Here is a 25294-nt window from a genome sequence, read left to right on the forward strand (position 1 = left end):
CGGCCTCGGGCTCAAACAAAAAAGAGTAGACCAGAAGTCTACTCTTTTAGTGGATCTAACTCTATATCCTAACAAGATAAAAGTGAGCGCTAGCCCTCGTGACTTAAGCTACTTTCTAACTCTTCCCAGCTTTGACGTTTGCGGTAAATCGTTGAGGCACTGATGTCTAACAAGGCCGCAGCCTTAGGAACGTTACCATCGCAAAAGGCTATTGCATCTTCAATGGTTTGTTTCTCAGTGATCCATAAAGGGACAATATCAGCAGCTGGCGCAACAGCAGCAATATCTTGAGCTTCAGTTAAACTACCTTGAACTTCAATAGAGCCTTTGACTAGTGAAGGCGCTGCTGGTTCTGCAAACAGCGGCGTAGCGCTTTGCGCTTGCGGCGCGAGCTGCTTAAGGTCGATATTGGCTGTTACCTGTACCGGGAGCATATCAAGCTCGACGATTTCAGCATCATTGAGCACCACAACTTGCCTTATCACATTTTGCAGTTGCCTAACATTGCCTGGCCATTGGTAGTTCTTGAGGCATTGCTTTGTATCAGCGCTAAAGTGCTTGAACTGCTTACCTTCCTCTTTGTTGTACTCTTTGAGTAACTTAGTTGCCAGCAACAGAATATCTTTGCCACGCATTCTTAACGGTGGCAGCTCAATAGGGATAACATGCAAACGGTAAAAAAGATCTTCCCTGAATCGACCCGCTTTAACTTCATCCCACGGTGCTCGGTTAGTGGCACTGACAAAGCGTACGTCGACTTTCTCCTCTTTTGCACCACCCACTCGCTGAAACACACCGGTTTGAATAAAACGCAGCAACTTACTTTGCAGCTCCAGATCCATCTCGCAAATCTCATCAAGAAACAGCGTACCATTATGTGCTCTTGTTGCAGCGCCATCACGGTTAGCGACCGCACCAGTAAATGCACCTTTGGTATGGCCAAAAATTTCACTCTCGATTAAATCTTTAGGGATTGAGGCACAGTTCAATGCAACAAACGCTTCATCTCTGCGGCTACCAGCATTGTGAATCGCATTGGCGCACACCTCTTTACCTGTACCACTTTCGCCGACAATAAATGCCGACGCTTTGCTGTTTGCAACGCAATCAATGGTTTTATAAACCGTTTGCATCGCCAGTGACTCACCAACGAACCCCATGTAGTGTGGTTTAGGAAGGCTGCTCTCGTATTTTGCGACCAAATTAACCAAGTGGCGCTGTTTAAGGGCATTTCGAACCGTAATAGAAAGACGTTTTGCATCGAAAGGTTTGACTAGAAAGTCAAACGCACCTGCTCGCATAGCATCGACGGCGAGATCTATAGTGCCATGGGCAGTGATCATAATAACGGTAATATCCGGATACTGTTTTTGGACGGTATCAAGAATATCCATCCCCGACATATCAGGTAATTTAATATCTAGTACAAGTAAATCGGGTTGCCACTGCTTTAACTCGTTAAGCGCATCACCACCATGATTTACATGAGTGACTTTAGCTCCGTCAGCACGTAAGTACTCAGTGTATAGCGCTCCAAGCGACATGCTGTCTTCTACCAATAATGCGGTAAACGAGCTAGATATATCCATATAAAAATCAACCTATTCAATAAGTATTAGAAGCCAAAAATAGATAAACCATCATAACCATTGATACGGCAGATACCAAGGCCTGTTAATCAAGTCTAGCAGTTTTATCTTCCTGTCGTTTTCCTACCTTTCATAAGTATTCACCTTAATCGGTGGAAGCATTTCAAACCTTCATCACTTAAGCACTAAGGGCTAAGTGCTCCTTAAATACCTGTAGTGTTTGCTCACCAACTTCAATCACATTGCTAAGTAGCTTGGGCGTGTCATCAAGGTTACCTGCTTTAGCACTAAGCTCTAATGATTTTGCCGCGACACTTAATGCTTTAGCACCAAAGCTTCCTGCGCTACTTTTAAGCGTATGCGCCTGTATGTCGACTTCATCTAAATCACAATCTCCTAGCGATTCAAAGGCATGCAATAATGACTTTAATACCGTTATCCTCTCTTCAGCCTCATTGAGGAACACGGTAAACATTCTAGCCATCGCTTCTTCACCTAGCATGTTTGAAAGTTCTGTTAGCGTCGCTTCATCAAGTATCTCGCTGCGCTCAATGCCAGCGGTCTCATTCAAAGATTGTTGCAATGATGCATCCGTTTCAGTCAAATTTGTCTCTCCAATTTGAAGGCTCTCTATGGTATTTTGCTCAGTATTTATTGTAGACGGAGTTGCAGAAATCTCATCAACTAAGGTCTTTGTAGCTGCCATCCAATGATTAACCGACTTTATCAATTGAGCTCGATTTACAGGTTTAGGGACAAAGTCCTTCATCCCCGCATTCATACATAAATCAACATCCTCTTTCTGCACATTGGCAGTCATTGCAATAATGATCTGTTGCGGGTTGTTCAGCAAGATATGCTCTGTGGCTTCTACGCCGTCCATCTCTGGCATTCTCATGTCCATCAGGATCAAGCCATACTTTTTGGCCGCCGCCATCGTAACCGCTTGTTTACCATTATTTGCAATCTCAACAGTAAAGCCAGCCTTATTTAACAGTGCACTCGCTACTATCTGATTAGCAGGGCTATCTTCAGCTAACAATATTGGCAGGTATTGCTCATTTTGGAGGTTATAATTTTCATCTCTTGCCGCAATGTCAGTACTAAAACTATGTTCACCACTCAACATCGCTAGCATCATGTCCCTGCTGAGCGGCTTGTGGACGACTTGTTCAAGGCCAACCTTAGCCAGCAATTTTGACGCTTCAGGCACGACTACGGTCATTAATGCCGCCATCAAGCCTTCTTCATTAAGGTAAGAGCCTTCAACCTGTTTTGCTTGCTGTTCAGTCAATTCAACCAGACTGCCCTCATCAATCAACACTAAGCTAAAACGCCCTTGCACTTCCAATCTATTAAAAATATCTTCAACGCAATGAACACTACTTGCTGCGACTCCATATTGACGATATTGCTTTTCAAACAGTTCACAATAGGTTGGATTTGGGTGTACTAGTAATACACGCGTATCTTCTATCATTTGACGTGGGGCCGGTCGCACAGTTTCATCAAGCCCCAAGTTGACGTTAAAACTAAAGCAGCTTCCCTGCCCTTGCTCACTCCTTACTGCAATACTTCCGCCCATTCGAGTGAGCAGTTCAGCGCAAATAGCCAGCCCGAGTCCGGTGCCACTATAGTTAGTATTGTGATCATCATGCACCTGACTAAACTCTTTAAACAATGTGAGTTGTGCCTCCTCAGAGATCCCAATTCCTTGATCCGTGACAGTGCAGCATAACTGAGCCTTATTTTGCTGACTCTCAAGTAACCACATCTCTACCGATATACAGCCGCCAGCAGAAAACTTAATCGCGTTATCGACCAAGTTCTGCAGCACTTGACGTAAACGCTGACCATCACCAATAAGACTCTCTGGCACATTGCAATTAACAAAGCAGGCTAAAGTGATGCCTTTGTCTTGCGCCTTAGGCGACAATATCTGTAGCACCTGGTTAACCAGTTTAGCTGCTGAGAAGCTACTTCTTTCCAGCAACATTTGCCCCGCTTCAATTTTAGAAAAGTCCAAAATATCATTAATCGTGCTCAACAAAGCCGTTCCCGCTTCTTTAGCTGTATTGGTATAGATCCTCTGATCTTTATTAAGTCGAGAATCCAGCAGTAACTCAACACTTCCCAATACCGCATTGAGCGGAGAGCGGATTTCGTGGCTCATAGTGGCCAAAAATCGTGACTTCGCTTTACTGCCCTGCTCCGCTTGCTCTTTAGCCAGTTTAAGTTGAGTTTCATACTCCATCCGCCTTGAAATATCGCGGATAAATGCTGTTAGCAGCATCTCATCGCCTAACTGTACCGGGATCAGAGTGAGTTCAATGGGAAGCAATTTCCCATCAAAACGAGTGGCGTACATTTCGGTGGCATTTTTAAATGCTTTACCTGCGCCAGTGCGACGATACTCCTCTAAAATCTCTCGAAAAGTTACCTGCGCTCCCCCTTGAAACAAACAAGACTCCATTCTTTTACCTACCAATGCACTAGCGTGCGCATGAAACATCAAGCACGCAGAATCATTGACCTCTTGGATCTCTCCAGTGATGTCTATGGTGATCAGTCCATCTTTACTGCCCTCTAATGTCGCTAGTAAGATTGACTCAGTACGCTGCGCGGCGACTTGAGCCCGCTTAACATCAGTTAAGTCTTTAACTAAGCCTAAAAACAGTAACTCACCATCAAGTTCCATTTTCGAAATAGATAGCTCAATGGGAAACAATTCGCCCCCTTTATGCTGCGCTAATAACTCTCGTCCTTTACCAATGATTCTGGACTCACCACTTTCAAGATAGTTTCGGATATAAACATCATGCATTTCTCTTTCTGACACCGGCAGTAACAGCGACACATTTTGTCCTAATAACTCACTATCCTTATAACCAAAAAGACGACTGACAGCGGGGTTAACTTCGCTTATTTCTCCCTGCGTATTGATAATGATATAGCCATCTAACGCCGTACCTAAAATGGTGCTCAAACGAGTATTTGCATTTTCAAGTGCGTGAGTTTTTATATCGATTTGCTCAACCATCTGATTGAAGGCCAGGGCTGCTTGACCAATCTCATCTTGGGAACTTACTGGTATTTTGACTTGCTTCTCCCCAGCAAAAACCCGGGTAGAGGCTGACTTTAGCTGCTGTAGATTGCGGGTTAAATAGTGCCCTAGCAACCAAGAAAAAAGCGCAACTAGCAGCATCTCTAAAGCAGCAATTAACATAAACTGCTTCGTGGCATCGGCAATAAAGATATCCAGCTTTGATATCTCCACGCCCAACTCTACTCGGCCATAAACAATCCCAGACTCAGCCACCATCGATTCTATATCCAATATTCCATCATTAACGCTGCTGACATTGATATCTCGCATCGCTAAATGTGCGCCGTTATCCACTCCAGCAGTGACCAACAAGTTGTCCTGATTGAAAACATTGACGTATAAGACTTGTTTGGTCGAAATAAGCTCATTGGCAAGGTTATTTAACGTAGACAAATCAGTGCTCAAAACCGCATCTTTGGCCGCTGCAGCGAACAATGAGGCAGTTGACTGGGCGCGCTTTTCAATTTCAGATTGGTTCGAAGATTTTAAATAACCAATACTGGTATACACCAACAGCATTAACAGCAAGCCTTCAATAATGGCGATACCTAGAATCGTTTTTAATCGAAATGACATTAGCGCTGCTCCCGCAAAGGAGTTTTCACAACCACTGGGATTGGTAGTTGATCTAACTTTAGTGCTCTAACATCATCCCACTCGCTATCAGCTGCAACGTCTAATTGCCTGAATCCAAGATTATTAAGTAATGACTGTCCAAGTTGCGATTGAGAAAGCGCCATCAATTCAGCAGTCAGTATTGTACGGGTGGAATCTGATACTCGAGGGTGTACCGCTATTGCATGGGGGGTATATTTAGGCGTAGTCCAAAGGATCCTTAGTTTGGATTGAGTCTCTATCGGCAAATTATTAAAAGTTCGACCCACGCCGCCACCAGCCTTAAATAGTCCTTGCGAAACAGCGAGATAAACAGAGTCGTGCGAGCCAACATACTGTGGCTTAAAATCGATATTACGTTGTTTTAAGTTAGCCCGAGGGATCATACTGGCGGCGAAAGCACCTGGAGCAGGAAAGGCAATGGTCTCTCCAGCTAATGCCTTTAAATTCTGAAAGCTGGTATCTTTGGCGACTACAATAATCCCTTTAAGCTTTTTATCTTTTTCCTTAACTAAGACCTGATAACCCTGTGATTGATGAAACTGGGCATAATGATACGGGTTCATATAAGCAACATCATATTCCCCTTTTGCTAATCGAGCTTCGAAAGTAGGAATATCCGGCGCAGTTGCAAAACGCAAATCAATCTTTGCATTTTGCGATACTTCTTTAAGTAATGGTCCCCAAGCTTTAGCCAATGTACTTGCCGCTTGTTGCGGCACCACACCAAACACAAGAGTTTCAGTGGGGAGTGCAGTCTGACTTTCTGCTGCACTAGCTCCCACGGCAAGTGGCGAAACAACCAATACAGAGCCAAACAGCAGGCTTGCAGCTATAGCGCTTTTACCATAAACCAGCACATTTTTGGCTTTGCCTATCAATAAACACATGCCTGTCCCTCGCACTTGAATTTAACTTAATACCTTACTGAACAAAGCAATAAATACGCCAACAGAAAAACCATTCCGGAGTTGAAATCAACACCTAAAAATAATACATATAAAACAAAAAGATGCAGCACTTTAGCTTGTTTTGTCAATCTGCAAATCCTTTTTGCAAAATGCAAACAACAGATGAACATTGCAACTCTAAAAACATATCCAAAATGGTGTAAAAATAAAAAGGCTCAATTCATACAGGAGTTTAGCTAGCGGTATAATAATGTGGCATAACGTTTGCTATTTAGCTTTATGACCCTCCAAAATGCGAATATATTAATGACGGTATTTGGCAGCAAACAAACAGAGCACCAACTAAGCATTATGCTTGTCGAAGATTGCGACAGCGAACGCTGTTTATTAGCATCTTTGATGGCGGCAATGGGTCACCATAGCGTCGATTTTTCTAATGCAGCAGATGCAATTGAATACCTCAAAACACATCAAGTTGATCTGGTGATCACCGATTGGATGATGCCGAATATGAGTGGTATTGAGTTCTGCAAAATCGTTAAACACTCCCTCAATAGTCCTTACATCATCCTACTCACTGGCAATAGCGAAAATACTCACATAGTAGAAGGGATTAACTCCGGCGCTGATGACTACCTAGCCAAGCCTTTTAATAGTGCAGTGCTAAAAGCTCGCGTTCATGCAGGTCAGCGAATTATTGAGATGCAGCAACAATTGGCACTGAAAAATAAAGCACTCAATCAGCTACTCGTAAAAGAGCAGCAATATTTAAGTGTCGTTAAACAAGATTTGGCGTTAGCAGCGCAATTACAACAAGCACTTTTACCCAATAACAGTCAGCTCAATCAACAATGGCAAGTGACATGTGAGTTTAAACCTGCACATGATCTCGCAGGCGACATTTTCCAGTGCTTCAATATTGACGACCAGCATATCGGTTTTTATCTGCTTGATGTCAGTGGCCATGGCACCGCAGCCTCGATGCAGAGTTTCACCCTAGCGCAAAACTTAGCCAATAACCAAGAAGCATGGCAAGCCTTAGATGTATGTCGTCTTGCCAACACTCTCAACAGCGAGTTTGATGACCCACAAAACAGTGGTCGCTTTGCCACTATGGTAATTGGTATTGCAAATACGCTGACGGGTCGAGTTGAGCTGGTCAATGCAGGTCATCCGGCTCCCATTGTGATTAGTCCACAACACGCTTACTTTGCCGATGAAAATGAACTCAATATTGCACCGCAACTGCCATTAGGGATCCGCAACAATTATCAGTACAGCAGTAGTCAATTATCATTAAGCCAACACGAACATCTATTGCTTTACTCCGATGGGATCTATGAATGTCGTCACCCTAAGCACGGTTTCTTTGGCCAAGAGAGGCTGCTAAAAATTATCAACAATGCCAGAGAACTTACGCCCAACAGCTTGTTACATCACTTAAGCCATAGCAGTGATTTATGGCAGCAACAACAAGCGCAAGATGATATTTCATTGATGCTGATTTCAAGCCAGTCATTAGTAACGTCAGGCGCCGCTCACTTTTAACTAAGTACTCACCTAACGCAAATAGGATTTCAACAAGGAATAAACTATGAATAGCCTACAGATAAACCTCAATTCAGCCATATTAGCCAAACACTCGCTGTGCTTGGAAATCGATCAGTTTATGCTGCAAAACCAAATCAGCTCGTCGCAAAGATTCAAAATTATCACCTGTGTATTAGAAGCCGTGGCCAACGTCATTAACCATGGCAATAATAGCGCAAAGGAGATGGTTTTAATTCTCCACAGTGGCGACAATAAAGTTGTTATCGATCTGCTCGACAACTCAAAACTGCACGATAGCCAAGCCCCACAGCAGTGCCCGAATATAGTGACAGAGTCAGGTCGAGGATTATGGATAATGCACAGTTGGATGGACAATGTCAGAGTGCAAGAATCTGTCGCTGGGACTCATTTACAGTTAAGCTTATCAACTCAATGAAGCACTCAACATTCAAACCAACTCAAGAATTTTTAATGGTCAATTCACCATTTTCAAAGCCATCACTTGAAAATAGTACGCTGTGTTTATACTCATAATTAAACACACCAAAGCTAAAGCACAGCGTATTAATCTGTTCATTACAGCACACTAAAAAAACACATCCGCCGCTAGCCCCATCGAACTCCATCTTTACCGAGATTTGCAATCTGCTCATTATGCTTTGCATTTTAAGAACTCAGCGATTGAAACTGTATCACCCACGTTAAAAAAAACATTAAAACAATAAAATACAACAACTTAAAAACTGGCACTGGAGTTGCAATGTTTAAAGCAATGTTAATCAGACCGAGTGCAAAATCAGAGTAGCTCAGTCTTCATTAGCAAACTATCTAACAACATTTTAAGGAGCTCGCCATGAAATTCTCCCAACTCGCACAGAAAAATGCTTGCAAAATAACCCTGCCCGTTGAAATGGTAATGACCCAAACACCAACACTACGAGCGGCGATTTTACAGCAAATTGATATGGGAATGACCCAGTTGGTTATCGATCTACACCAGGTTCATTATATCGATTCTAGTGGCCTCTCCGTATTGATCTCTGCACTCAAGAAAGTCGAAGAGCATGATGGCGAAATCGTCTTGCTTTCTCCCACTTCTGGCGTCCGTGCACTTATCGAGCTTACCCGTCTGCATCAAGTGTTTGCAATTTATGAAGATGAAGCCGCGGCAATTGACTACATATGCAATGAACTTGTTAGCTAACAAGTAAAGCATTAAGGATAACGCTATGAACCCCAATCACAGCATGAAATTTTCAAGCACAACCCATAGCAGCGCAGAGCAAAACATTGCCACAAAATCGACAACAGATGCACCACTACGCCAAGGGTTGTCAACATTGCTAGTCATCACTCTAGCTACGATATTATCTGGCTGCGTCCTGCCCCATCATCCAGAAGAGTCAGATATTTGTGACAATGTGGAAGATGACATGACTCAGTGCCATTTCTATCCTAGCGACACACCTTATATGCGCAGCAAAACCACTGAGCGGGCACCTAAAAATGTGGCTCAGATTTCAAATAACCCTATGGGTACTACGTGGTTAATGGATACCGCTCAAGCGCAGCAAGCATTGCATTTACCGCAAAATATTCGTTTATCGGTAGGCGACAGATTAAAAGTCAATGTTCTCAATGGCGAGGAATTTAGTGGTAATGTAGAGATCAATAATGACGGTTATATCTACCTGCCTTATCTGCAACCCATTCACGCTAAAGGGCTTGATGTACAGCAACTTTCAGCAGCTATAAGTAAATATCTTGTCGATGAAGATTTCATGCTTAAAAACAGCGTACGACTCAGCATTACGCCACTCAAGTGGGCACCTGTTGAAGTTACCGTTTCTGGTGGTGTGTTTGAACCAGGTCAACATCAAATCAATAAAAAAACAGACACCAAAATCATTGATGAAGATGGCAACCGCAGTGGTGACCAGGCCTCAGATAGAAATATCGCCGCAGCGCTTCGAGCCTCAGGCGGTGTGCGCCCTGACGCCAATATTCGCGAAATCATCGTTATTCGAGAACAACACAGCTTCAAACTTGATCTATCAGGTGTGATCCACGGTTACCCAGTGCCAACGATGACATTGATGTCCGGCGATCATATTCATGTACCACAGCACGACTATTTTGATGATGCGCTGGCAAGACCGTCACAAATCACCGCACCAGGGATCAGAGTGTTTTTGTCAAATCTGACTCAGCCGGCTAGCAGTAACTCGCAATCGGCGGTTGATACCGACGCGACACGCTTTCCCTATGGCACACGCTTACTCAATGGCGCAATTGCTGCAAACTGTGTCGGCGGTGCGCAATCAACTAACGCTAGTCGCCATCTGCTATTGATCACTAAAAACCCATTAACAGCCGAAGTGGACGTGATTGAACGCTCGATGGATTCGCTCATTCGCAACTCTTGGGAGACTGGCATGAACCCTATTCTGATGCCCGGTGATGGCATAGCGTGCTATGACTCTCGTGTTACCAATATGCGTGAAATAGCCAGAACTGTTACCGAAATATTAGTTCCTGCAACGCTACTTGAATTGCTTTAACGGCTCATAAAGAAAGGAGGCGACTATGAAAAATCAACAGCAAAGACCTCTACTTTGGATTAAGCGCTTATTGGTCGATGGTAGCCAAATGCCTGTCAAAGAGAGAAAAAGTGCTTATCTCAAACTAACATTTACCCTGCTGGCATCAATCTGGTTATTGGTGCTGCTGTTTGTATTCGTTACTCCAAGTCGCTATGTCAGCCAATGGACATTGATTTTACCCGGTGCAGGTGCTGGAGCAGTAGTGAGCTTAGACAGTATCGGCCAAGCCAACAGCTCAGCCAGTTCCCCTTATTTAAGCACTGCAATCGATCCCAGAATCAATTATAAATCCATTGCCACCAGCAAAACACTGTTAAATGCTGCGGCTAAAACCATGAATATAAAAAACAGCGAATTCATAAAACCAAAGCTGAAGCTACCAAGTCAAACAGGTCTAATGCAGTTCAGCATCAAATCAACCAGTGCCGAAGATGCGCAGCAGCGCGGCTGGGCACATTATCATAGTCTACAAGCACTGCTTTCACAGTTACGTAATGATGAAGTACAGCAGCGCGAAGATGCTATTCGTGTGGGCATGGCAAGCTTTGCCAATAAAGTCAGCCTGACACAAAGCAAGCTGCTAGAGTTTCAATCAGAGCATGGACTAGTCACCCTCGACCAATTCAAAGAGCTCGCGTTAACCATGGAGCGCTTAAGACACAATCAGGTTAATTTAGAATCAGAGTACCAAGGCGTTATTGCTAGCCAAAAAATGCTCGAAATCCATCTGTCGCTAACACCTAAACAAGCAGCTGGGCTATTGACACTCAAAAATGATCAGTTGTTTCAACAGTTACTTATCGGCTATACCAACGTGACAGCAAAACTGACTGAGTATTCAAGCCGTTATGGTAAGCGCCATCCACAGGTAGTGACTCATAGAGATGAGCAAAAATCGATCTTTGCGGCGATATCAAAGCGTTGCCTGGTATTGCTGGGTTACACCGATAAGCGCTTGATGCTAATGCTATCTGCAGATGATTTAGATGGCCGTGCGCAATTAATGCAGCAGCTACTAACATTAGACACACAGGCAAAAGGATTAAAACGCCAGATAGGCTCACTGTCACAACAGATCCATGACTGGGATCACCGACTGTATGACAGTAATGATGATGCCGCCAAGCTTGAAGATCTTCAAAGAGAGCATCAAGTTGCAACAGCGGTATTTACCTCAGCATTAGCCAAAATGGATGTCGGTAAAGCTGATATATATTCATCGTTTCCTTTGGTACAGTTAATGTCAGCACCAACATTGTCAGAATCATCAGACAAGCTTTCCAGCTTACTGGCACTAGTAGGCGGTTTAGCCGCATCGATATCAATCATCGCAGGGATGGGAATGCTATGGATCCGCAAGCCTATGCTCCAGAAAATTCTGACGAACGCCTGATTTGGTACGCCATCACTGGCACCTACCTGTTTTGGTTACTCGGTGCCATGTATGTGGTCGCACCGGTGATTGCTTGGATCCTACTACTAAGATTGATTAAGCGAGCCCTGCTTAATCAACAAACTTATGTTATTTCAAATACTCAGTTGTTTTGGGTAGCAATGATGATGTTGATGTTACTCGCGTTAGTGGTCGCTCATTTGAGTGAAGGTCTTGGCCTTGCTAAGCTGATAAAATCGAGTATTGGCTGGGCTAAAGGCTGGGCACTGTTAGCCATATTCCCATTAATTGGCTCACTCAATATCCGCCCACAAATTATCTATCGCGCAGGCTGCATCGTGTGTAAACATACGCTGATCTTACTACCCATTTTTGTGCTTGCCTGGGTATTCAAACTACCCAGTACCTTGTATATCTCACCGTTAAGTATCATTGGTGGACCTGGTCCTGAGTTTTTTAGTGTCAGCCTGTATGAGTTAGATCCCGGCAGCGGTGTGCCAAGATGGCGTTTGTTTACCCCCTGGGCACCAGCGCTGGGTATGATGGGTAATCTATTTTTTATCTTTGCCACTCAAGAGCAGTCAAAGCGATTTCGATTTTATGGTTTTAGCGGCAGTTTATGCATGATTTTACTGTCGCAATCTAGACTGGCGTTAGTCTGCTATCTGCTGCTTATCGGCTTTTTCATGTTCATTCGATGGCACCGCTCACCCTGGTTATATTTCGCCGCAAGTCCCGCTTTGCTGCTCCTTGGGCTAACCGGTTATGGCGTACTTGAAAAGATAGAGCAGACTATTTACGCGTTTAAAAATGCCCGCGCGGGTTCAACTAGAGTTAGACAAGAACTGGCCAACATAGCCCTTGAACGCTGGGCAAACGAAGCCGTGGTTTGGGGCCATGGAATCGTCGAGCGAGGACCACACTTGGTGGAGTACATGCCAATAGGTTCGCACCACACTTGGTATGGTTTGCTATTTGTTAAAGGGCTTGTTGGCGCTATCGCCCTCGCATCTGCAATGCTAGTCACAGTCATTAGCCTGCTACGTTATATCTTTAGTAACGCCACATCTGCAGTTGCAATAGCCATTATTTTACAGATATTTTTGTACACATTTGGTGAAAACCTAGAAATTTTAGCCTATCTATTCTGGCCTGGCCTTGTCATAGTTGGTGCTGCGCTAAAGCACAATAAATCAGAATCTAACACCGACGCCAATTAGGAGCCAAAGCAGCCCCAATAGCCATGCTTGATAGGCATTCAAGCCGACGATGACTCTGCTCAATTTGATTTGCATAATGCAACAGCTATACACCCAGTCGTGCTAACACAGTTCCTAACAAATACCTTTCGTTCAGTTCTCACCAATATAAATGTTTTTTATCAGTTACTTAAAAAACGAAATCATGACAATGCAAAGTTGGCACGATACCTGTTACACCAAGCTATAACTGTCGAGAGTATGCCTATTACATGATGTAGCTATGGCTAACGTTCTGACTTAACTTTGTAGCGATGATAATGAGCATTCCTAGCGTATTTGTCATTATCAATTCCAATATCAGGTGGCTCATGCAAACGATTTGGCAACTTAAAAGCACCTTAACAACCTTGTTTAGCAGTGCGCTAGGCAAGAGTCTGTTCTGGCTTGGTTCGGCGCAGGTGCTAGGTCGGATAGTACGTCTAGGATCTAGCATCATCATCGCTCGCTTGCTAACCCCTGAAGTATTTGGCCTGGTGGCCATCATTCTCACCAGTTTCGAAGTTATATGTACCCCGACTCGCAGAATCTCATCTGCTGCATTGATTCAGATGGATGATGACAAGTTTAATCAAGCGCAAGCCAGCGCCAATCAAGTGAACTGGCTAGCCGCAATTACCGCCTTCGTTGCCATGAGCTTACTCAGCTGGCCGCTTGCCATCTACTATGATGACATGCAGCTCATACCTCCTATGATACTCATGGCAACAAGCTATTTGTTACTCCCTTTAGGCATGCTTTACGCCGCGCAAAACCTTCGACTTAACCGCATGCGAGTGGTTGGCCGCGCCGTGTTGTGGCAAACCGTTTTTGACGGATTGTTAACCGCAACACTTGCTTTACTCGGGCTGGGGATCTGGGCAATTATTTTGCCTAAGATTATTGTGATATTTGTTTGGATTGGGGTTCATCGATATCACAATCCCCTGCCCGAGACCTCTTCAAGCTCTGCAGAGCTTAAACAGCTTGTTAATACCGAAAAACCTAATAGCCTCAGCAAAACACCAAGAATTGGTCTAGCGTCTCAAACGATTGAAATGCTCAAGTTTGGTGTGCAGGTAGGCTTGGGCGACTTGGCTATCGCTATGCGACAAAACATCGATTATATACTGGTGGGTTACTTTCTCGGAGTTGAAGCCTTAGGGATCTATTTTTTCGCCTTTAATGCCAGTCTAGGTATTAGCCTTGGCTTAATCCAAAGCTATGGCACTGCGCTCTATTCCCATTTGTGCCAAAAAGAGCCATCAAATAGCACTGTACTAAGTCAGCAAGATAAATACTGGCAGTCGCTTAAATTTATCACGCTACTTACCGTACCGATTATTACGCTGCAAGCAACATTAGCCCCTTTTTATCTGCCATTAATTTATGGTCAAAAATGGCTCGATGCTGGCGCACTTCCCATCTTTATTCTGCTTTGTTTAAGCGGCTTAGTGAGACCGCTTGGCGAGGCTGCGAGCCAATACTTAATAAGTACAGGTCAAAGTAAATTTAATCTTATCTGTAACGGCACATTTACCATAATGCTGGCAGTAACGATTACCCTGTGTAGCTACTCAGGATTAACGACTGTGGCACTGGGCATTCTGCTGGTACATCTATTCGCGATGCCTAGCTTTACTATTTATCTAAAGCTAACGCAGCTAAAGCCCATTACAAAAAACTGCGACAAAAATATCCAACAATTACAACCGATGACCAAAAAGTTCACGGGAGAATCACTATGACAGTTAACGACCAATACACCAAAGCAACAACAGCAAAAGTGTCTGTTGTCATGCCGATCTACAATGTAGAAGCTTTTGTAGAGGATGCGATCAAATCAGTACTGGCACAAACCTTCGGTAATTTTGAACTGATTCTGGTAAACGATTGCTCGCCTGATAATAGTCTAGCGCTATGCCAAAGGTTTAAAGACTCACGTATTCGTATCATCAGTCATGACGTCAATCAAGGGCTTGCTGCGGCGCGTAATACTGGGATCCGTCATGCCATTGGCCGTTACGTTGCTTTTATTGATTCCGATGACATGTGGCATCCTGAAAAACTCGCTCAGCATGTAGTGCACTTAGATAATGCACCAGAGGTTGGCATTAGCTTTTCTCGCTCACTATTTATCGATTATCAAGGCAATGCGATTAACGTCTTTCAAATGCCACAATTAACAGATATTAGCGCCAGTGTTCTGCTTTGCCGCAACCCGGTTGGCAATGGTTCAGCGCCGGTGATCCGCCGCGAAACGCTGTGTGATATACGCTATCAGGCGCTTAATAAAAGCCATCCCCATAGCTGTTACTTTGATGAGAACTTCCGTCAATCTGAAGATATCGAGTGCTGGCTCAGAATTGTCGCCACCACCCATTGGAAAATGGAGGGTTTACCTGCACCGCTCACCTATTACCGTCTTAATAACCAAGGCTTATCCGCTGACTTTAATAAGCAATATGCATCATGGGAAAACATGATCAACAAAGCCCGCCGTTATGCCCCCGAGCTGTTAGCTAAATACGAGAATCGCGCCAGAGCCTATCAGTTAAGGTACCTCGCAAGGCAAGCCATACGTAATAACGATGGCAAAGAAGCAGTTAAACGGATAAAGCAGGCACTGAAAACCTCGCCGTCGATAATGATACATGAGACCGGACGCACCATCGCCACTCTAGCTGCCGCATACTTACTAAAGCTATTACCGAAGAATGCTTACAAAGGCATTGAATTGATTGCTCAATCTGCACTCGGTCGCATACAGCGAGCCAAGATATCAAAAGATGGTGTCACGCCAGAGTTGATGAAAAGCCTTTAAACAAATCCAAATTAGCCATCGCACCTAGAGCTTTGGCTAGACTTTACCTTAAACAACTTCCCCTCGAGTCAAACTCCCCAAAGCCATTTGCAACGCGCAATGCAAGATGCAAAAACCATTTGTGCCAGCTTTCACTCACCATTAGGAATAACACTTAACTGCCTGTATTAAAATAAAATATCACCTTTGGCCTATAACCTGCAGTGTCAAGGCTAACGTTAGCACTATCCACAAGCGGAGCCGTTGCTAACCTCCTTAAGCAATTGACAGAAATCATTACATCACCCAATACATAATGAGGCCGACGATGACAAAACCACAAATGCGCCCCACCAGCACAACGGCTTTGGCAATTCGTATTGTTGATCTATTGGCTGCTAGCGTAATGATTGCAATCACCAGTCCGCTGTTCATTTGTGGTTTGCTTAGAAGTGCAATAGTAAACATTAACGCTTTTGAGTCAGTGTTCGTTTATGGCGCCAACCACAGAATTATTAGCCTTTATCAGTTCAGCTACTCAGGGACATTTAAGACCTTACCCGTACTGGTTAATTTGCTTAAAGGTGATATTAGCCTTTTAGGTAAAAAGATGGAGTTTGCCTTTGATGTAACTGAGTCAAACAGCCAGCTATTTGGCCAAAGCCAAAAAACACAAGTTGGTCAAGATCCAGAAGTCGTATCGATTAAACCAGGTCTTAGCTCGATTGAGCAGATAAATAGCGCCACGGGGCTGAGTTTTGAAGCATCACAACGGTCACTATTAAAGGCGCATAGCAGCCTGTTCAACTACCTTTCGGCCTTAGTTAGAGGCCTATTTGTCACCATACTTACCCGTAGTTTCATGCCAAAAATTAAGCATAGCAATGCGCCAGTATCGGTATTTGGGATCACCTTAGATAACTGGACCATGAGCGATCTATTGAACGATATCAAACAAGTCTGCCAAACAAGTAGCAGCAAATTACAGCAATACAGCTTTGTTAATGCGGACTGCCTAAATATCAGCTGTAACAATGAGGCTTACCGCAGCAGTTTAAAGCAGAGCAAACGGATCTTTGCCGATGGGATTGGAGTCAGGCTTGCTTGCCTTTCAAAAGGCCATCCACTTAGAGACAACCTAAACGGCACTGATATCTTCCCTAGATTGTGTGAATTAGCGGCAGAGCAGCAGCTATCACTATTCCTATTGGGTGGTGAAGAAGGTGTTGCCGCGGCTACAGCGGAAAATATGCTGCAACAGTATTCAAATCTAAAGATAGCCGGCGTCCACAATGGCTACTTTGATATGAGCAGTGATAGCGAAGAAAACAACCAGGTAGTAGCCCAGATTAATCAATCAAATGCCGACATCCTGCTGGTTGCGATGGGCGCACCACGGCAAGAGAGCTGGCTTGAAGATAACAAACCGCAATTGAATTGCAGTGTTGGTATTGGCGTGGGTGGCTTGTTTGATTTTTATTCCAATCGGATTAAACGCGCTCCTTCGTGGTTGAGACAGATAGGCATGGAGTGGACTTATCGTCTACTGCAAGAACCTAGCCGCATGTGGCAGCGTTACATTGTCGGTAATCCAATATTTATTTATAGAGTGTGGCGTGAAAACCGTCAGCTTAAAAAAGTGAAAACCACGCTACCGCAGGCTGCGAAAGCGAAAACCAATATTGACTATACACCTAGGTTTAACGCCAAGCAGGCCAACACTCGCCGCGCAATACACAACCTACGTAGGCAGCTAAATCGCGCTTGTAAACGCCTTCTCGATGTGACGGTATCTGCAATATTGCTCACTGCTTTACTGCCACTTTTTATCATCATCTCACTTTTCATTCGCATTGAATCAAAAGGAGCAGTGCTGTTCTGTCAGACACGAGCGGGGCGAAATAACCAACCCTTTACGATGTGGAAGTTTCGCTCAATGTACCAAGACGCCGAGCAAAGACTCGCAGCGATGCAAACCAATAATGAGATGCAGGGCGGAGTGCTATTTAAGATGAAACGCGACCCAAGGATCACTCTCATTGGTAAGTTCATCCGTAAAGCCTCAATAGATGAACTGCCACAGCTTTGGAATGTACTCAAGGGCGATATGTCGCTTGTCGGCCCTCGTCCCGCGTTAGTCAGTGAGGTAAAACAATACAGCCAACATGACAGAAATAGACTCCTGGTCAAACCGGGGATCACCTGTATTTGGCAAGTCACTGGTCGCTCAAATATTCCGTTTGAGCAGCAAGTCGAGCTTGATATCGATTACATCTATCAACAATCAGTCACAGCAGATCTTTGGCTACTGATAAAAACCATCCCAGCGGTACTATTCGCCCGCGGCGCGTATTAGGAGCTCACTATGCAAGCAATTATATTCGCCAACCGTAACGGCAATGAACTGGCTCCTTTAGATTCACATTACTGCCCTGCACTGCTGCAGGTGGGTAATAAGCCAGTGATTGAGTTTACTCTTGAAGATCTCGCCGACGCGCAGATTGACAAGGTTAGAATTGTTATCTCTTCGCAATCTGCGCAGATAGAGAAGCTTATCGGTAACGGTGAAAAATGGGGTTTAGAGGTTGAGTATTTTCTATCTCGTGAGCAAGAGGACGTATCGAACATCTTACCTCGCCTTTCATTAAATGCTGATGAGGCAATACTGCTCGCCCGCGCTGACATACTAAGAAGCCCCTGCATTAAGTCATTTGTGGAGTTCAGCAAACAGATGAGTCATAGCCATGTTATCGCCAAACTAGCTAACCAGAACGCGGGCTTAATGATGCTGCCAGGCGCTAAGTTATCTACAGCAGATCTAAACTGGCCAGTAACGACCAACCTTACATCAAGCGATGAGCAGCAAAGTATCAACCTAGTGTTGCACGGTGACTGCTACATGCTCGATTCTCTACAGAACTACATGGATGCCAACCAAGCATTAACCTCAGAAAACATCACAGGAGTGACTCCCAAAGGGCGCTATTTCAGTAGTGCTGCCAAAGAGCAAGGATTCTATATCGGCGCAAAAACAAAGTCAGCGTCACTCACCATGCATAACGCCTGGGGCGTAATCGGCCAAAACACATGGATAGACGAGAGTGTTGATATGCAACACAGCATTGTCGTTGGCAAGAACTGCCTAATTGAAAAAGCCTGTAGCCTAAAAAACTGCCTGATTTTGGATAATAGCTACGTCGGCCAAGGCCTAAACGTAACTAACGCCATAATCAGTAAAGATCTGCTGATAAAGCCTGAAAACTGTGGCCATTTAGCACTGATCGACCCAAGTATTATCTCTGAAAATCGTCAAGTGGTTAATGCTAAGCAAAAGGCAAAAAGAGTGACTACTATCGACAGGCTACAAGCTTTAGCCTTGTTTAGTATTGGTTTACTACTAGCACCTCTGCTGTTGCTCATCTCTTTGCTGTCTCATCCTAAACAGCCGGTAATTAAAGAGACCATTTTCATCAAAGGCGCAAAGAGAACCAGCCACCGCTGGAATATAAGCTCATTGTTCATCGCCCGTCTGCCTCAGCTTTACTGGGTTATTAGCGGAAAACTAGCGCTGTTTGGCGCCAGCCCATTCGAGCAAAAGATAACAACACCCAATCTACTTGAACATGTAGAAATACCATCACTGCTCGGTCTTTATGGCCCACTGCAATTAGTTATTGATGTACAAGCACCAACAGAAGAGCGACAACTCATCGAAGCGGAGTTTATTTGTATGAACCAACGAAGTAAGTACTGGTTATTAGCGGCAAAATCATTACGAAGCAAGGCCCCACAACCAGACTCATACAAAGAGAATGTAATTACTGGCAAAGCGCCTAAAAATGCAATTAACCAATAACTTGAATACTAAAGCTCACCCATAGCCGCAGATTAACACTGTTATCGATTCAAACTTTTGCAAATAAGAGAGAACATTATGAAAACAATCATTACTTACGGTACGTTCGATCTATTTCACTATGGCCACGTTCGCTTATTTAAGCGCCTTAAAGCACTTGGCGACAAACTGATTGTGGCTGTATCAACCGATGAGTTTAATGCACTCAAGGGCAAAGCCGCCTTTTTTAGCTACTTACAACGCGCCGAAATTGTAGAGGCATGCAAATACGTAGACATAGTGGTACCGGAAATCCATTGGCAGCAAAAGGCCAAAGATATCTGCAAGTACGATGTGAGTGTTTTTGGTATGGGAGATGACTGGAAAGGAGAATTTGATGAATTATCAATACTGTGCGATGTTGTCTACTTAAGCAGAACAGGCGAAATATCATCCACTGAGATTAAAAATAGTCTTGCGGATAGTGGAGCTCCAAAAAAACCGCTAAGTCAGGGTACAGATGACGATAGCTTGGATAATATCGACAACAAGGCCACTAAGTAATGCAACTCTCTTTACGCGATATATTGAAAGCCTGTGCTCGAAAGCTGGTATATCAGCTTTCGAGGCTGCTGCCGCGTAACCCAAATAAAGCGGTATTTGGTAGCTACAAAGAGTTATTTTCAGATAACAGTAAGTACCTTTATAAGTATTGGCAACAGCAGCAATTTATCCGTTGTATCTGGATCTCTGCTAATCAAGACGTCATCAAACAGTTAAATAAAAATAAACAAGAAGCGTATTATCGCTGGTCTCTACTTGGGATCTACCATGCACTTACTGCCAAGTACTATTTCTATAACAGTTATATCGGCGACATTAATCAATGGCTCGCTGGCGGCGCCACAAAAATAAACCTTTGGCACGGGTCGCCAATGAAAAAAATTGAGTTTGATATCGACAATGGCCCCATGGCTGAAGTGTTCAATCCCCAAAGCGCATTGGCTCAATTTAAGCAATCAATGCTTGCCCACCAGCAACACGTAAAGCCCGACTTAATGCTAAGTCCAAGTCCGCTTATCGACACTCTTTTTAGCAGTGCATTCAGGCTTCAAGCGTCACAGCTACTGCACTGCGGCAATCCAAGAACTGACTATTATCGCACCGAAACAAATCAACAACTGTCACCGCCGCAAACACAAGCTCACTCAACGGAGTTAGCAGCGCTTCGTCAACAAATACAAAAAAGACAGTATCAGCAAGTCATCTTGTACGCTCCCTCATGGAGAGACAGTTACCAAGGTGATAACCCTTACTGCAATGCATTTGACTGGGCTGCGTTATCTGAGCACTTACAACAACATAATCAACTGTTTCTACTGCGGCTGCATCCCAATGAAGCCGCCCTTGCGCAGCAGTTTAGCGACTTTGCTAACATCATCAATATTTCAGCCATGGAAGATGTCTACGGATTACTTGATTGTGTCGATCTACTAATCACTGACTATTCATCGCTATTTATCGATGTGTTACCACTCAATATCCCGATTAACTTTTATCGTTTCGACAAAACCCATTATCAACAAAACTGCCGCAACATGTATGACTACGCCAGCTCAATGGCCGATATTGGCCCTGAAAGCCTTACGTTTGCAGCGTTACTAACGCAACTCCAGCCAGCATCAATTAATGAGCTAGCAAGTCAGTTTCAAAGCAACTATTTAACAGTAAGCAAGATGTATTGGGGAGAATCAGCCAAAAGCTCGTTTAATGTGCTTGAGGATTGGATCAAAAATCATCACGAACTTAACTCGCTACTCTAACAGCCAACTCTAGCTGACAACACTCGCTGCCTACTCTAGTAACTGAGCTTAGAATCTCGGCTATCTCTATCCGACAGTATTGGCATAACATTCTTTGCTAACGGCCAATCAATCCCTATGTTAGCGTCATCCCAAGCCAAATGTCCTTCATCTTCTGGTGCATAGTAATCGGTGCATTTATAGATAATGTCAGCATACTCACTTAAGGTTAAAAAGCCGTGCGCAAACCCAGGGGGAATATACATCTGCAAACGATTCTCGGCTGATAAAATCTGCCCTGCCCACTGACCAAAAGTTGGGGAGCCTTGGCGAATATCAACTGCCACATCAAAAATTTCACCACTAACAACCTGTACCAATTTACCTTGCGGTTTGGTTTGTTGAAAGTGTAGCCCGCGCAGCACATGTTTAGCAGAGCGGCTCATGTTCTCTTGCACAAAATGAGGGGCTATAAGCCCTGCTTCAGCAAACAATGTCTTAAACTCGGACTCACGGTAGGTTTCCATAAAAAAGCCGCGTTCATCGCCAAATACCTTTGGTTCAATTAACAATATATCGGCGATGGCAGTGGAGATGAGCTTCATCAATCAACGTCCTATAATGAGTCAGAAAGTGAGTAATACGTTAGGCAACGCATTGAATAGATAGTGGCAAGAATATACATCCAATCACCAACATCAAGCTAATTTTATTTACGCTATAGTGAACACGTTGAACACATAAAAGGAACTCCCCCTGAAAATAATCCATCACGGCGCAGTTAATGGTGTCACAGGCTCATGCCATCAACTCGACATTAATGCTCATTCAAGCATTCTCATTGATTGTGGGTTATTTCAGGGCGCAGAAACGGCAGGCAAGACGGCGATTGAGCAGCTGCCGATAGAGTTTGATATCAGCAATATTCAAGCATTGATAGTCACTCATTGCCATATCGATCACGTCGGTAGAATACCCTATCTGCTGGCAGCCGGTTTCAATAAACCCATCTATGCCACCGTAGCGACTGCCGCGCTGCTACCTATGGTGATTGAAGATGCATTAAAAGTCGGTGTCACTCAAAACCACCGCATGATAAAGCTCTATCTTAAAAAGCTTAACCTGCTCATTAAACCGATTGAATACAACCACTGGTTTGCCTTAGAACTCGGCTCCGTTTCTACTAACGACAGCTCAGTTGATGCAAATAGCACTGCAAGTGCAATTCACCAAACTGCCAGTACCTTAGTAGACAAGCACTATACCCAAGCAAAAGCCAAGTTTAGAGCCGCTGGACATATTCTAGGCTCTGCCTATGTCGAGATAGAACTATTTGATGACGCTAAGACGCTAAAAAAAGCAAAGCACAGAGCTAACCATAGAGTGGTTTTTTCTGGGGATTTAGGTGCAACTCACACCCCACTACTCGCAAGTCCTAAGAGCCCGTATAGAGCAGACACACTGGTGATAGAGTCAACATACGGCGATAAAAACCATCAAGGACGAAAGCATCGCAGCGAGAGCTTAAGAAAGGTAATAGAAAAGTCTGTAGCAGATAATGGCGTAGTATTGATCCCGGCCTTTAGTATTGGCCGCACTCAAGAGCTACTTTATGAGCTCGAACAATTAATCCATCGGTATCAGAACAGGAGTGAGATGTGGCGAAAAATAGAAGTCATCGTCGACTCGCCCATGGCGGCAAAATTTACCGAGCGCTATTTAGAATTTAAGACATTGTGGGACAAAGAAGCTAAACAGAGATTAAACCTGCACCGCCACCCTTTAGACTTTGAGCAACTATACACTGTAGGCAGTCATCAAGAGCATTTAGCCACTATAGAATACCTAAGTAAGAGCAATAAACCTGCAATCGTCATAGCAGCCAGCGGCATGTGCACAGGTGGGCGAATTCAAAACTACTTAGCTAAGTTATTGAATAATCCCACCACCGACATCATATTCGTCGGTTATCAAGCACAAGGCTCTACCGGACGAGATATCCAGCTCTATGGCCCCCAAGGCGGTTACTGCATCATAGAGGGGAAAAGAGTAAACATTAAAGCAGGCGTGCATACAGTAAGCGGTTACTCCGCCCACGCAGACCAACGTAACCTAGTTAACTTCGTTAAAGGTATGCGAGTTAAGCCAACGCTTATACGTATAGTTCATGGGGATAACCAAGCAAAAGCAGCATTGGCGGAGGAATATAAAAAGCTACTGCCAGCAGCAATAGTTGAGATAGGGAAAGGGTAACAAAGGTGGCTAAGCAAAGACAAAACTAATTACTATTATTCGCAATATCAATTTTTTGACTTTTACGGCTATAAAAATTCTTTCCGTTAAATGCCTAGCTTTTTCCGTAAACGCAGTGTTCCGTCAGTTAGCCTTCTAACGTTCCATCATACGTTTACCGTCTTGTCTTTTCTTGCTTGTAAAGTCTTAGCTTTTAACTGCCTATGCTCTGCCACATACCACTCAACTGTTTTACGTAACCCTGTTTCGAATGACTCTTGCGGCTTCCAACCCAACGTCTTTTCAATTTTGCTAGCATCAATAGCGTAACGTTTATCGTGGCCTGGACGATCGGTGACAAACTCAATTAAGCTTCCAAAACCTACCCCGGTGCTACACTTACTCATTTTAGAATAAGAGTTATCTGGCGCGAGCTCTTCAAGAATATTACAAATGCTTCGAACTACATCTATATTCTCTCTTTCAGCATTACCACCTATATTATAAGTCTCACCTAATTGCCCTTCACTCATCACCGAATAAAGTGCCTGCACATGATCTTCAACGTATAACCAATCTCTGACTTGTAATCCATTTCCATAAATTGGAATCGGCTTACCTGCTAAAGCATTCATGATTGTGTGAGGAATAAGCTTATCCTGGTGTTGATACAAGCCATAATTATTTGAGCAGTTTGAAAGCACAACGGGTAAACCATAAGTCCGATACCAAGCACGTACTAAATGGTCTACAGCGGCTTTGCTTGCAGAATATGGCGAACTAGGCGCGTAGCTTGATTGTTCGGTGAATCTACCTTTATCTGATAAGTCACCATACACTTCGTCTGTAGATACCTGATGGAAGCGAAATGCTTGCCGTTTCTCACCTTGCAAAGCTGAGTAATAATCACGGCAAGCTTCCAACAACGTAAACGTGCCAACAATGTTAGTCTGTATAAACTCATCCGCTCCGTTAATAGAGCGATCAACATGACTTTCAGCAGCTAAGTGCATAATCACATCAGGCTGAAATTTTTCCAATACGCCCTTAAGTAACTGCCGGTCACAAATATCACCTTCAACAAACTGATAGCGCAGGCTATGTTCAATGCTTGCTAACGCACAAGGAGAGCTTGCATAGGTCAGCTTGTCGATATTGAGAACACTATCTTGTGTATGTTCAATAAGAAAACGTACTAGCGCAGAACCTATAAAGCCAGTGCCCCCAGTAACCAGTAACCAGTAACCAGTAACCAGTAACCAGTAACCAGTACGACCCTATTTTGCTTGTTATTCATTACAACAGTTACCTTTAACTTCCGACTAACAGCACTATATCTGTAGCGACTTGCTGGCTGTTAACCGTCTCGCTTTTAAATATTGTCTAGTCCTAAAATAGGTTGACGGTTTTTATTAAGCCAGTTGGTACCCCCTACTGGCTTTTTCATGCACTTCGTTCGGCGTTTTCATTCCTAAACTAAGATGCGGCTGTAATTGGTTATAAATCTCTATCGATTCTTTAACTAACACACCAAGCTCTTTTATCGTTCGGCAACGACAAAGCAGAAACTCATGCTTCAAAATACCATTCACTCGCTCTGCCAGTGCATTTTGCTA

18 protein-coding genes and 1 pseudogene are annotated in these 25294 nt (G+C 43.9%); 13 read left to right on the forward strand and 6 right to left on the reverse strand.

The features are described from left to right. Positions 1–89: 89 nt before the first annotated feature. The 3 genes from K5R16_RS18735 to K5R16_RS18745 form a co-directional block, all read right to left on the reverse strand. Positions 90–1589 (reverse strand): sigma-54 dependent transcriptional regulator, encoded by a 1500-nt coding sequence (locus K5R16_RS18735; protein WP_220739462.1) that lies wholly within the window; start codon positions 1587–1589, stop codon positions 90–92. Between the two features lie 178 nt (positions 1590–1767). Next, positions 1768–5271, reverse strand: coding sequence for a PAS domain S-box protein (locus tag K5R16_RS18740; protein WP_220739464.1), 3504 nt, complete (start codon positions 5269–5271; stop codon positions 1768–1770). Then, positions 5271–6200: a phosphate/phosphite/phosphonate ABC transporter substrate-binding protein gene (locus tag K5R16_RS18745; RefSeq protein ID WP_220739465.1), complete on the reverse strand. Its 930-nt coding sequence runs from the start codon at positions 6198–6200 to the stop codon at positions 5271–5273. Before K5R16_RS18745 ends, K5R16_RS18740 begins: the two co-directional genes overlap by 1 nt. 300 nt (positions 6201–6500) lie before the next feature. Between K5R16_RS18745 and K5R16_RS18750 the strand changes: the two genes are divergently transcribed. The 12 genes from K5R16_RS18750 to K5R16_RS18805 all read left to right on the forward strand — a co-directional run bounded on the left by K5R16_RS18750 (position 6501) and on the right by K5R16_RS18805 (position 21467). After that, positions 6501–7769 carry a SpoIIE family protein phosphatase gene (locus tag K5R16_RS18750; RefSeq protein WP_259649932.1) on the forward strand — a complete coding sequence of 423 codons (1269 nt, stop codon included), beginning with the start codon at positions 6501–6503 and terminating at the stop codon, positions 7767–7769. Between the two features lie 46 nt (positions 7770–7815). Continuing rightward, positions 7816–8208, forward strand: coding sequence for an ATP-binding protein (locus K5R16_RS18755; RefSeq protein WP_220739467.1), 393 nt, complete (start codon positions 7816–7818; stop codon positions 8206–8208). Between the two features lie 417 nt (positions 8209–8625). Continuing rightward, positions 8626–8976 carry an STAS domain-containing protein gene (locus K5R16_RS18760; protein ID WP_220739469.1) on the forward strand — a complete coding sequence of 117 codons (351 nt, stop codon included), beginning with the start codon at positions 8626–8628 and terminating at the stop codon, positions 8974–8976. Positions 8977–9001: 25 nt separating this feature from the next. After that, complete coding sequence (locus K5R16_RS18765; protein ID WP_259649933.1) at positions 9002–10333, forward strand: polysaccharide biosynthesis/export family protein; 1332 nt, start codon at positions 9002–9004, stop codon at positions 10331–10333. 25 nt (positions 10334–10358) lie between these two features. Then, positions 10359–11768 (forward strand): exopolysaccharide biosynthesis protein, encoded by a 1410-nt coding sequence (locus K5R16_RS18770; protein ID WP_220739472.1) that lies wholly within the window; start codon positions 10359–10361, stop codon positions 11766–11768. Beyond that, a complete protein-coding gene (locus K5R16_RS18775) occupies positions 11723–12988 on the forward strand; it encodes an O-antigen ligase family protein (protein WP_220739474.1) in 1266 nt (421 codons plus the stop codon). The genes K5R16_RS18770 and K5R16_RS18775 overlap by 46 nt, the downstream gene beginning before the upstream one ends. Before the next feature lie 350 nt (positions 12989–13338). Beyond that, positions 13339–14754, forward strand: coding sequence for an oligosaccharide flippase family protein (locus K5R16_RS18780; RefSeq protein ID WP_220739476.1), 1416 nt, complete (start codon positions 13339–13341; stop codon positions 14752–14754). Beyond that, positions 14751–15830, forward strand: coding sequence for a glycosyltransferase family 2 protein (locus K5R16_RS18785; RefSeq protein ID WP_220739478.1), 1080 nt, complete (start codon positions 14751–14753; stop codon positions 15828–15830). The genes K5R16_RS18780 and K5R16_RS18785 overlap by 4 nt, the downstream gene beginning before the upstream one ends. Positions 15831–16137: 307 nt before the next feature. After that, positions 16138–18165, forward strand: a complete 2028-nt coding sequence (locus K5R16_RS18790) for a WecB/TagA/CpsF family glycosyltransferase (RefSeq protein WP_220739480.1) — start codon at positions 16138–16140, stop codon at positions 18163–18165. 9 nt (positions 18166–18174) lie between these two features. After that, positions 18175–19665, forward strand: a complete 1491-nt coding sequence (locus K5R16_RS18795; RefSeq protein ID WP_220739482.1) for a sugar phosphate nucleotidyltransferase — start codon at positions 18175–18177, stop codon at positions 19663–19665. A gap of 78 nt (positions 19666–19743) precedes the next feature. Next, positions 19744–20208, forward strand: a complete 465-nt coding sequence (locus tag K5R16_RS18800) for an adenylyltransferase/cytidyltransferase family protein (RefSeq protein WP_220739484.1) — start codon at positions 19744–19746, stop codon at positions 20206–20208. Beyond that, positions 20208–21467 carry a CDP-glycerol glycerophosphotransferase family protein gene (locus K5R16_RS18805; RefSeq protein ID WP_220739486.1) on the forward strand — a complete coding sequence of 420 codons (1260 nt, stop codon included), beginning with the start codon at positions 20208–20210 and terminating at the stop codon, positions 21465–21467. Before K5R16_RS18800 ends, K5R16_RS18805 begins: the two co-directional genes overlap by 1 nt. A 35-nt stretch (positions 21468–21502) precedes the next feature. Here K5R16_RS18805 and rfbC read toward each other — a convergent pair whose 3' ends face one another. Continuing rightward, the gene (rfbC, locus tag K5R16_RS18810; protein ID WP_220739488.1) at positions 21503–22051 is read right to left on the reverse strand and encodes a dTDP-4-dehydrorhamnose 3,5-epimerase; all 549 of its coding nucleotides are present in this window, start codon (positions 22049–22051) and stop codon (positions 21503–21505) included. Between the two features lie 151 nt (positions 22052–22202). On the opposite strand from rfbC, the gene K5R16_RS18815 reads away from it, so the two are divergent. After that, a complete protein-coding gene (locus tag K5R16_RS18815; RefSeq protein ID WP_220739497.1) occupies positions 22203–23699 on the forward strand; it encodes an MBL fold metallo-hydrolase RNA specificity domain-containing protein in 1497 nt (498 codons plus the stop codon). Between the two features lie 146 nt (positions 23700–23845). Here K5R16_RS18815 and rfbB read toward each other — a convergent pair whose 3' ends face one another. Next, positions 23846–24913, reverse strand: coding sequence for a dTDP-glucose 4,6-dehydratase (rfbB, locus tag K5R16_RS18820; protein ID WP_259649934.1), 1068 nt, complete (start codon positions 24911–24913; stop codon positions 23846–23848). 177 nt (positions 24914–25090) lie between these two features. After that, a pseudogene (locus tag K5R16_RS18825) lies at positions 25091–25294 on the reverse strand (integrase core domain-containing protein); the annotation flags it as partial.

Origin of the sequence: Shewanella sp. c952 (genome assembly GCF_019654975.1) — a bacterium.
In the GTDB taxonomy this organism is placed as follows: domain Bacteria; phylum Pseudomonadota; class Gammaproteobacteria; order Enterobacterales; family Shewanellaceae; genus Shewanella.

Excerpts from the sequence above, each read along its gene's own strand:
- K5R16_RS18735 (WP_220739462.1), bottom strand. The coding sequence starts at position 1,589 with ATGGATATATCTAGCTCGTTTACCGCATTATTGGTAGAAGACAGCATG.
- K5R16_RS18740 (WP_220739464.1), bottom strand. The coding sequence starts at position 5,271 with ATGTCATTTCGATTAAAAACGATTCTAGGTATCGCCATTATTGAAGGC.
- K5R16_RS18745 (WP_220739465.1), bottom strand. The coding sequence starts at position 6,200 with ATGTGTTTATTGATAGGCAAAGCCAAAAATGTGCTGGTTTATGGTAAA.
- K5R16_RS18750 (WP_259649932.1), top strand. The coding sequence starts at position 6,501 with ATGACCCTCCAAAATGCGAATATATTAATGACGGTATTTGGCAGCAAA.
- K5R16_RS18755 (WP_220739467.1), top strand. The coding sequence starts at position 7,816 with ATGAATAGCCTACAGATAAACCTCAATTCAGCCATATTAGCCAAACAC.
- K5R16_RS18760 (WP_220739469.1), top strand. The coding sequence starts at position 8,626 with ATGAAATTCTCCCAACTCGCACAGAAAAATGCTTGCAAAATAACCCTG.
- K5R16_RS18765 (WP_259649933.1), top strand. The coding sequence starts at position 9,002 with ATGAACCCCAATCACAGCATGAAATTTTCAAGCACAACCCATAGCAGC.
- K5R16_RS18770 (WP_220739472.1), top strand. The coding sequence starts at position 10,359 with ATGAAAAATCAACAGCAAAGACCTCTACTTTGGATTAAGCGCTTATTG.
- K5R16_RS18775 (WP_220739474.1), top strand. The coding sequence starts at position 11,723 with ATGGATCCGCAAGCCTATGCTCCAGAAAATTCTGACGAACGCCTGATT.
- K5R16_RS18780 (WP_220739476.1), top strand. The coding sequence starts at position 13,339 with ATGCAAACGATTTGGCAACTTAAAAGCACCTTAACAACCTTGTTTAGC.
- K5R16_RS18785 (WP_220739478.1), top strand. The coding sequence starts at position 14,751 with ATGACAGTTAACGACCAATACACCAAAGCAACAACAGCAAAAGTGTCT.
- K5R16_RS18790 (WP_220739480.1), top strand. The coding sequence starts at position 16,138 with ATGACAAAACCACAAATGCGCCCCACCAGCACAACGGCTTTGGCAATT.
- K5R16_RS18795 (WP_220739482.1), top strand. The coding sequence starts at position 18,175 with ATGCAAGCAATTATATTCGCCAACCGTAACGGCAATGAACTGGCTCCT.
- K5R16_RS18800 (WP_220739484.1), top strand. The coding sequence starts at position 19,744 with ATGAAAACAATCATTACTTACGGTACGTTCGATCTATTTCACTATGGC.
- K5R16_RS18805 (WP_220739486.1), top strand. The coding sequence starts at position 20,208 with ATGCAACTCTCTTTACGCGATATATTGAAAGCCTGTGCTCGAAAGCTG.
- rfbC (WP_220739488.1), bottom strand. The coding sequence starts at position 22,051 with ATGAAGCTCATCTCCACTGCCATCGCCGATATATTGTTAATTGAACCA.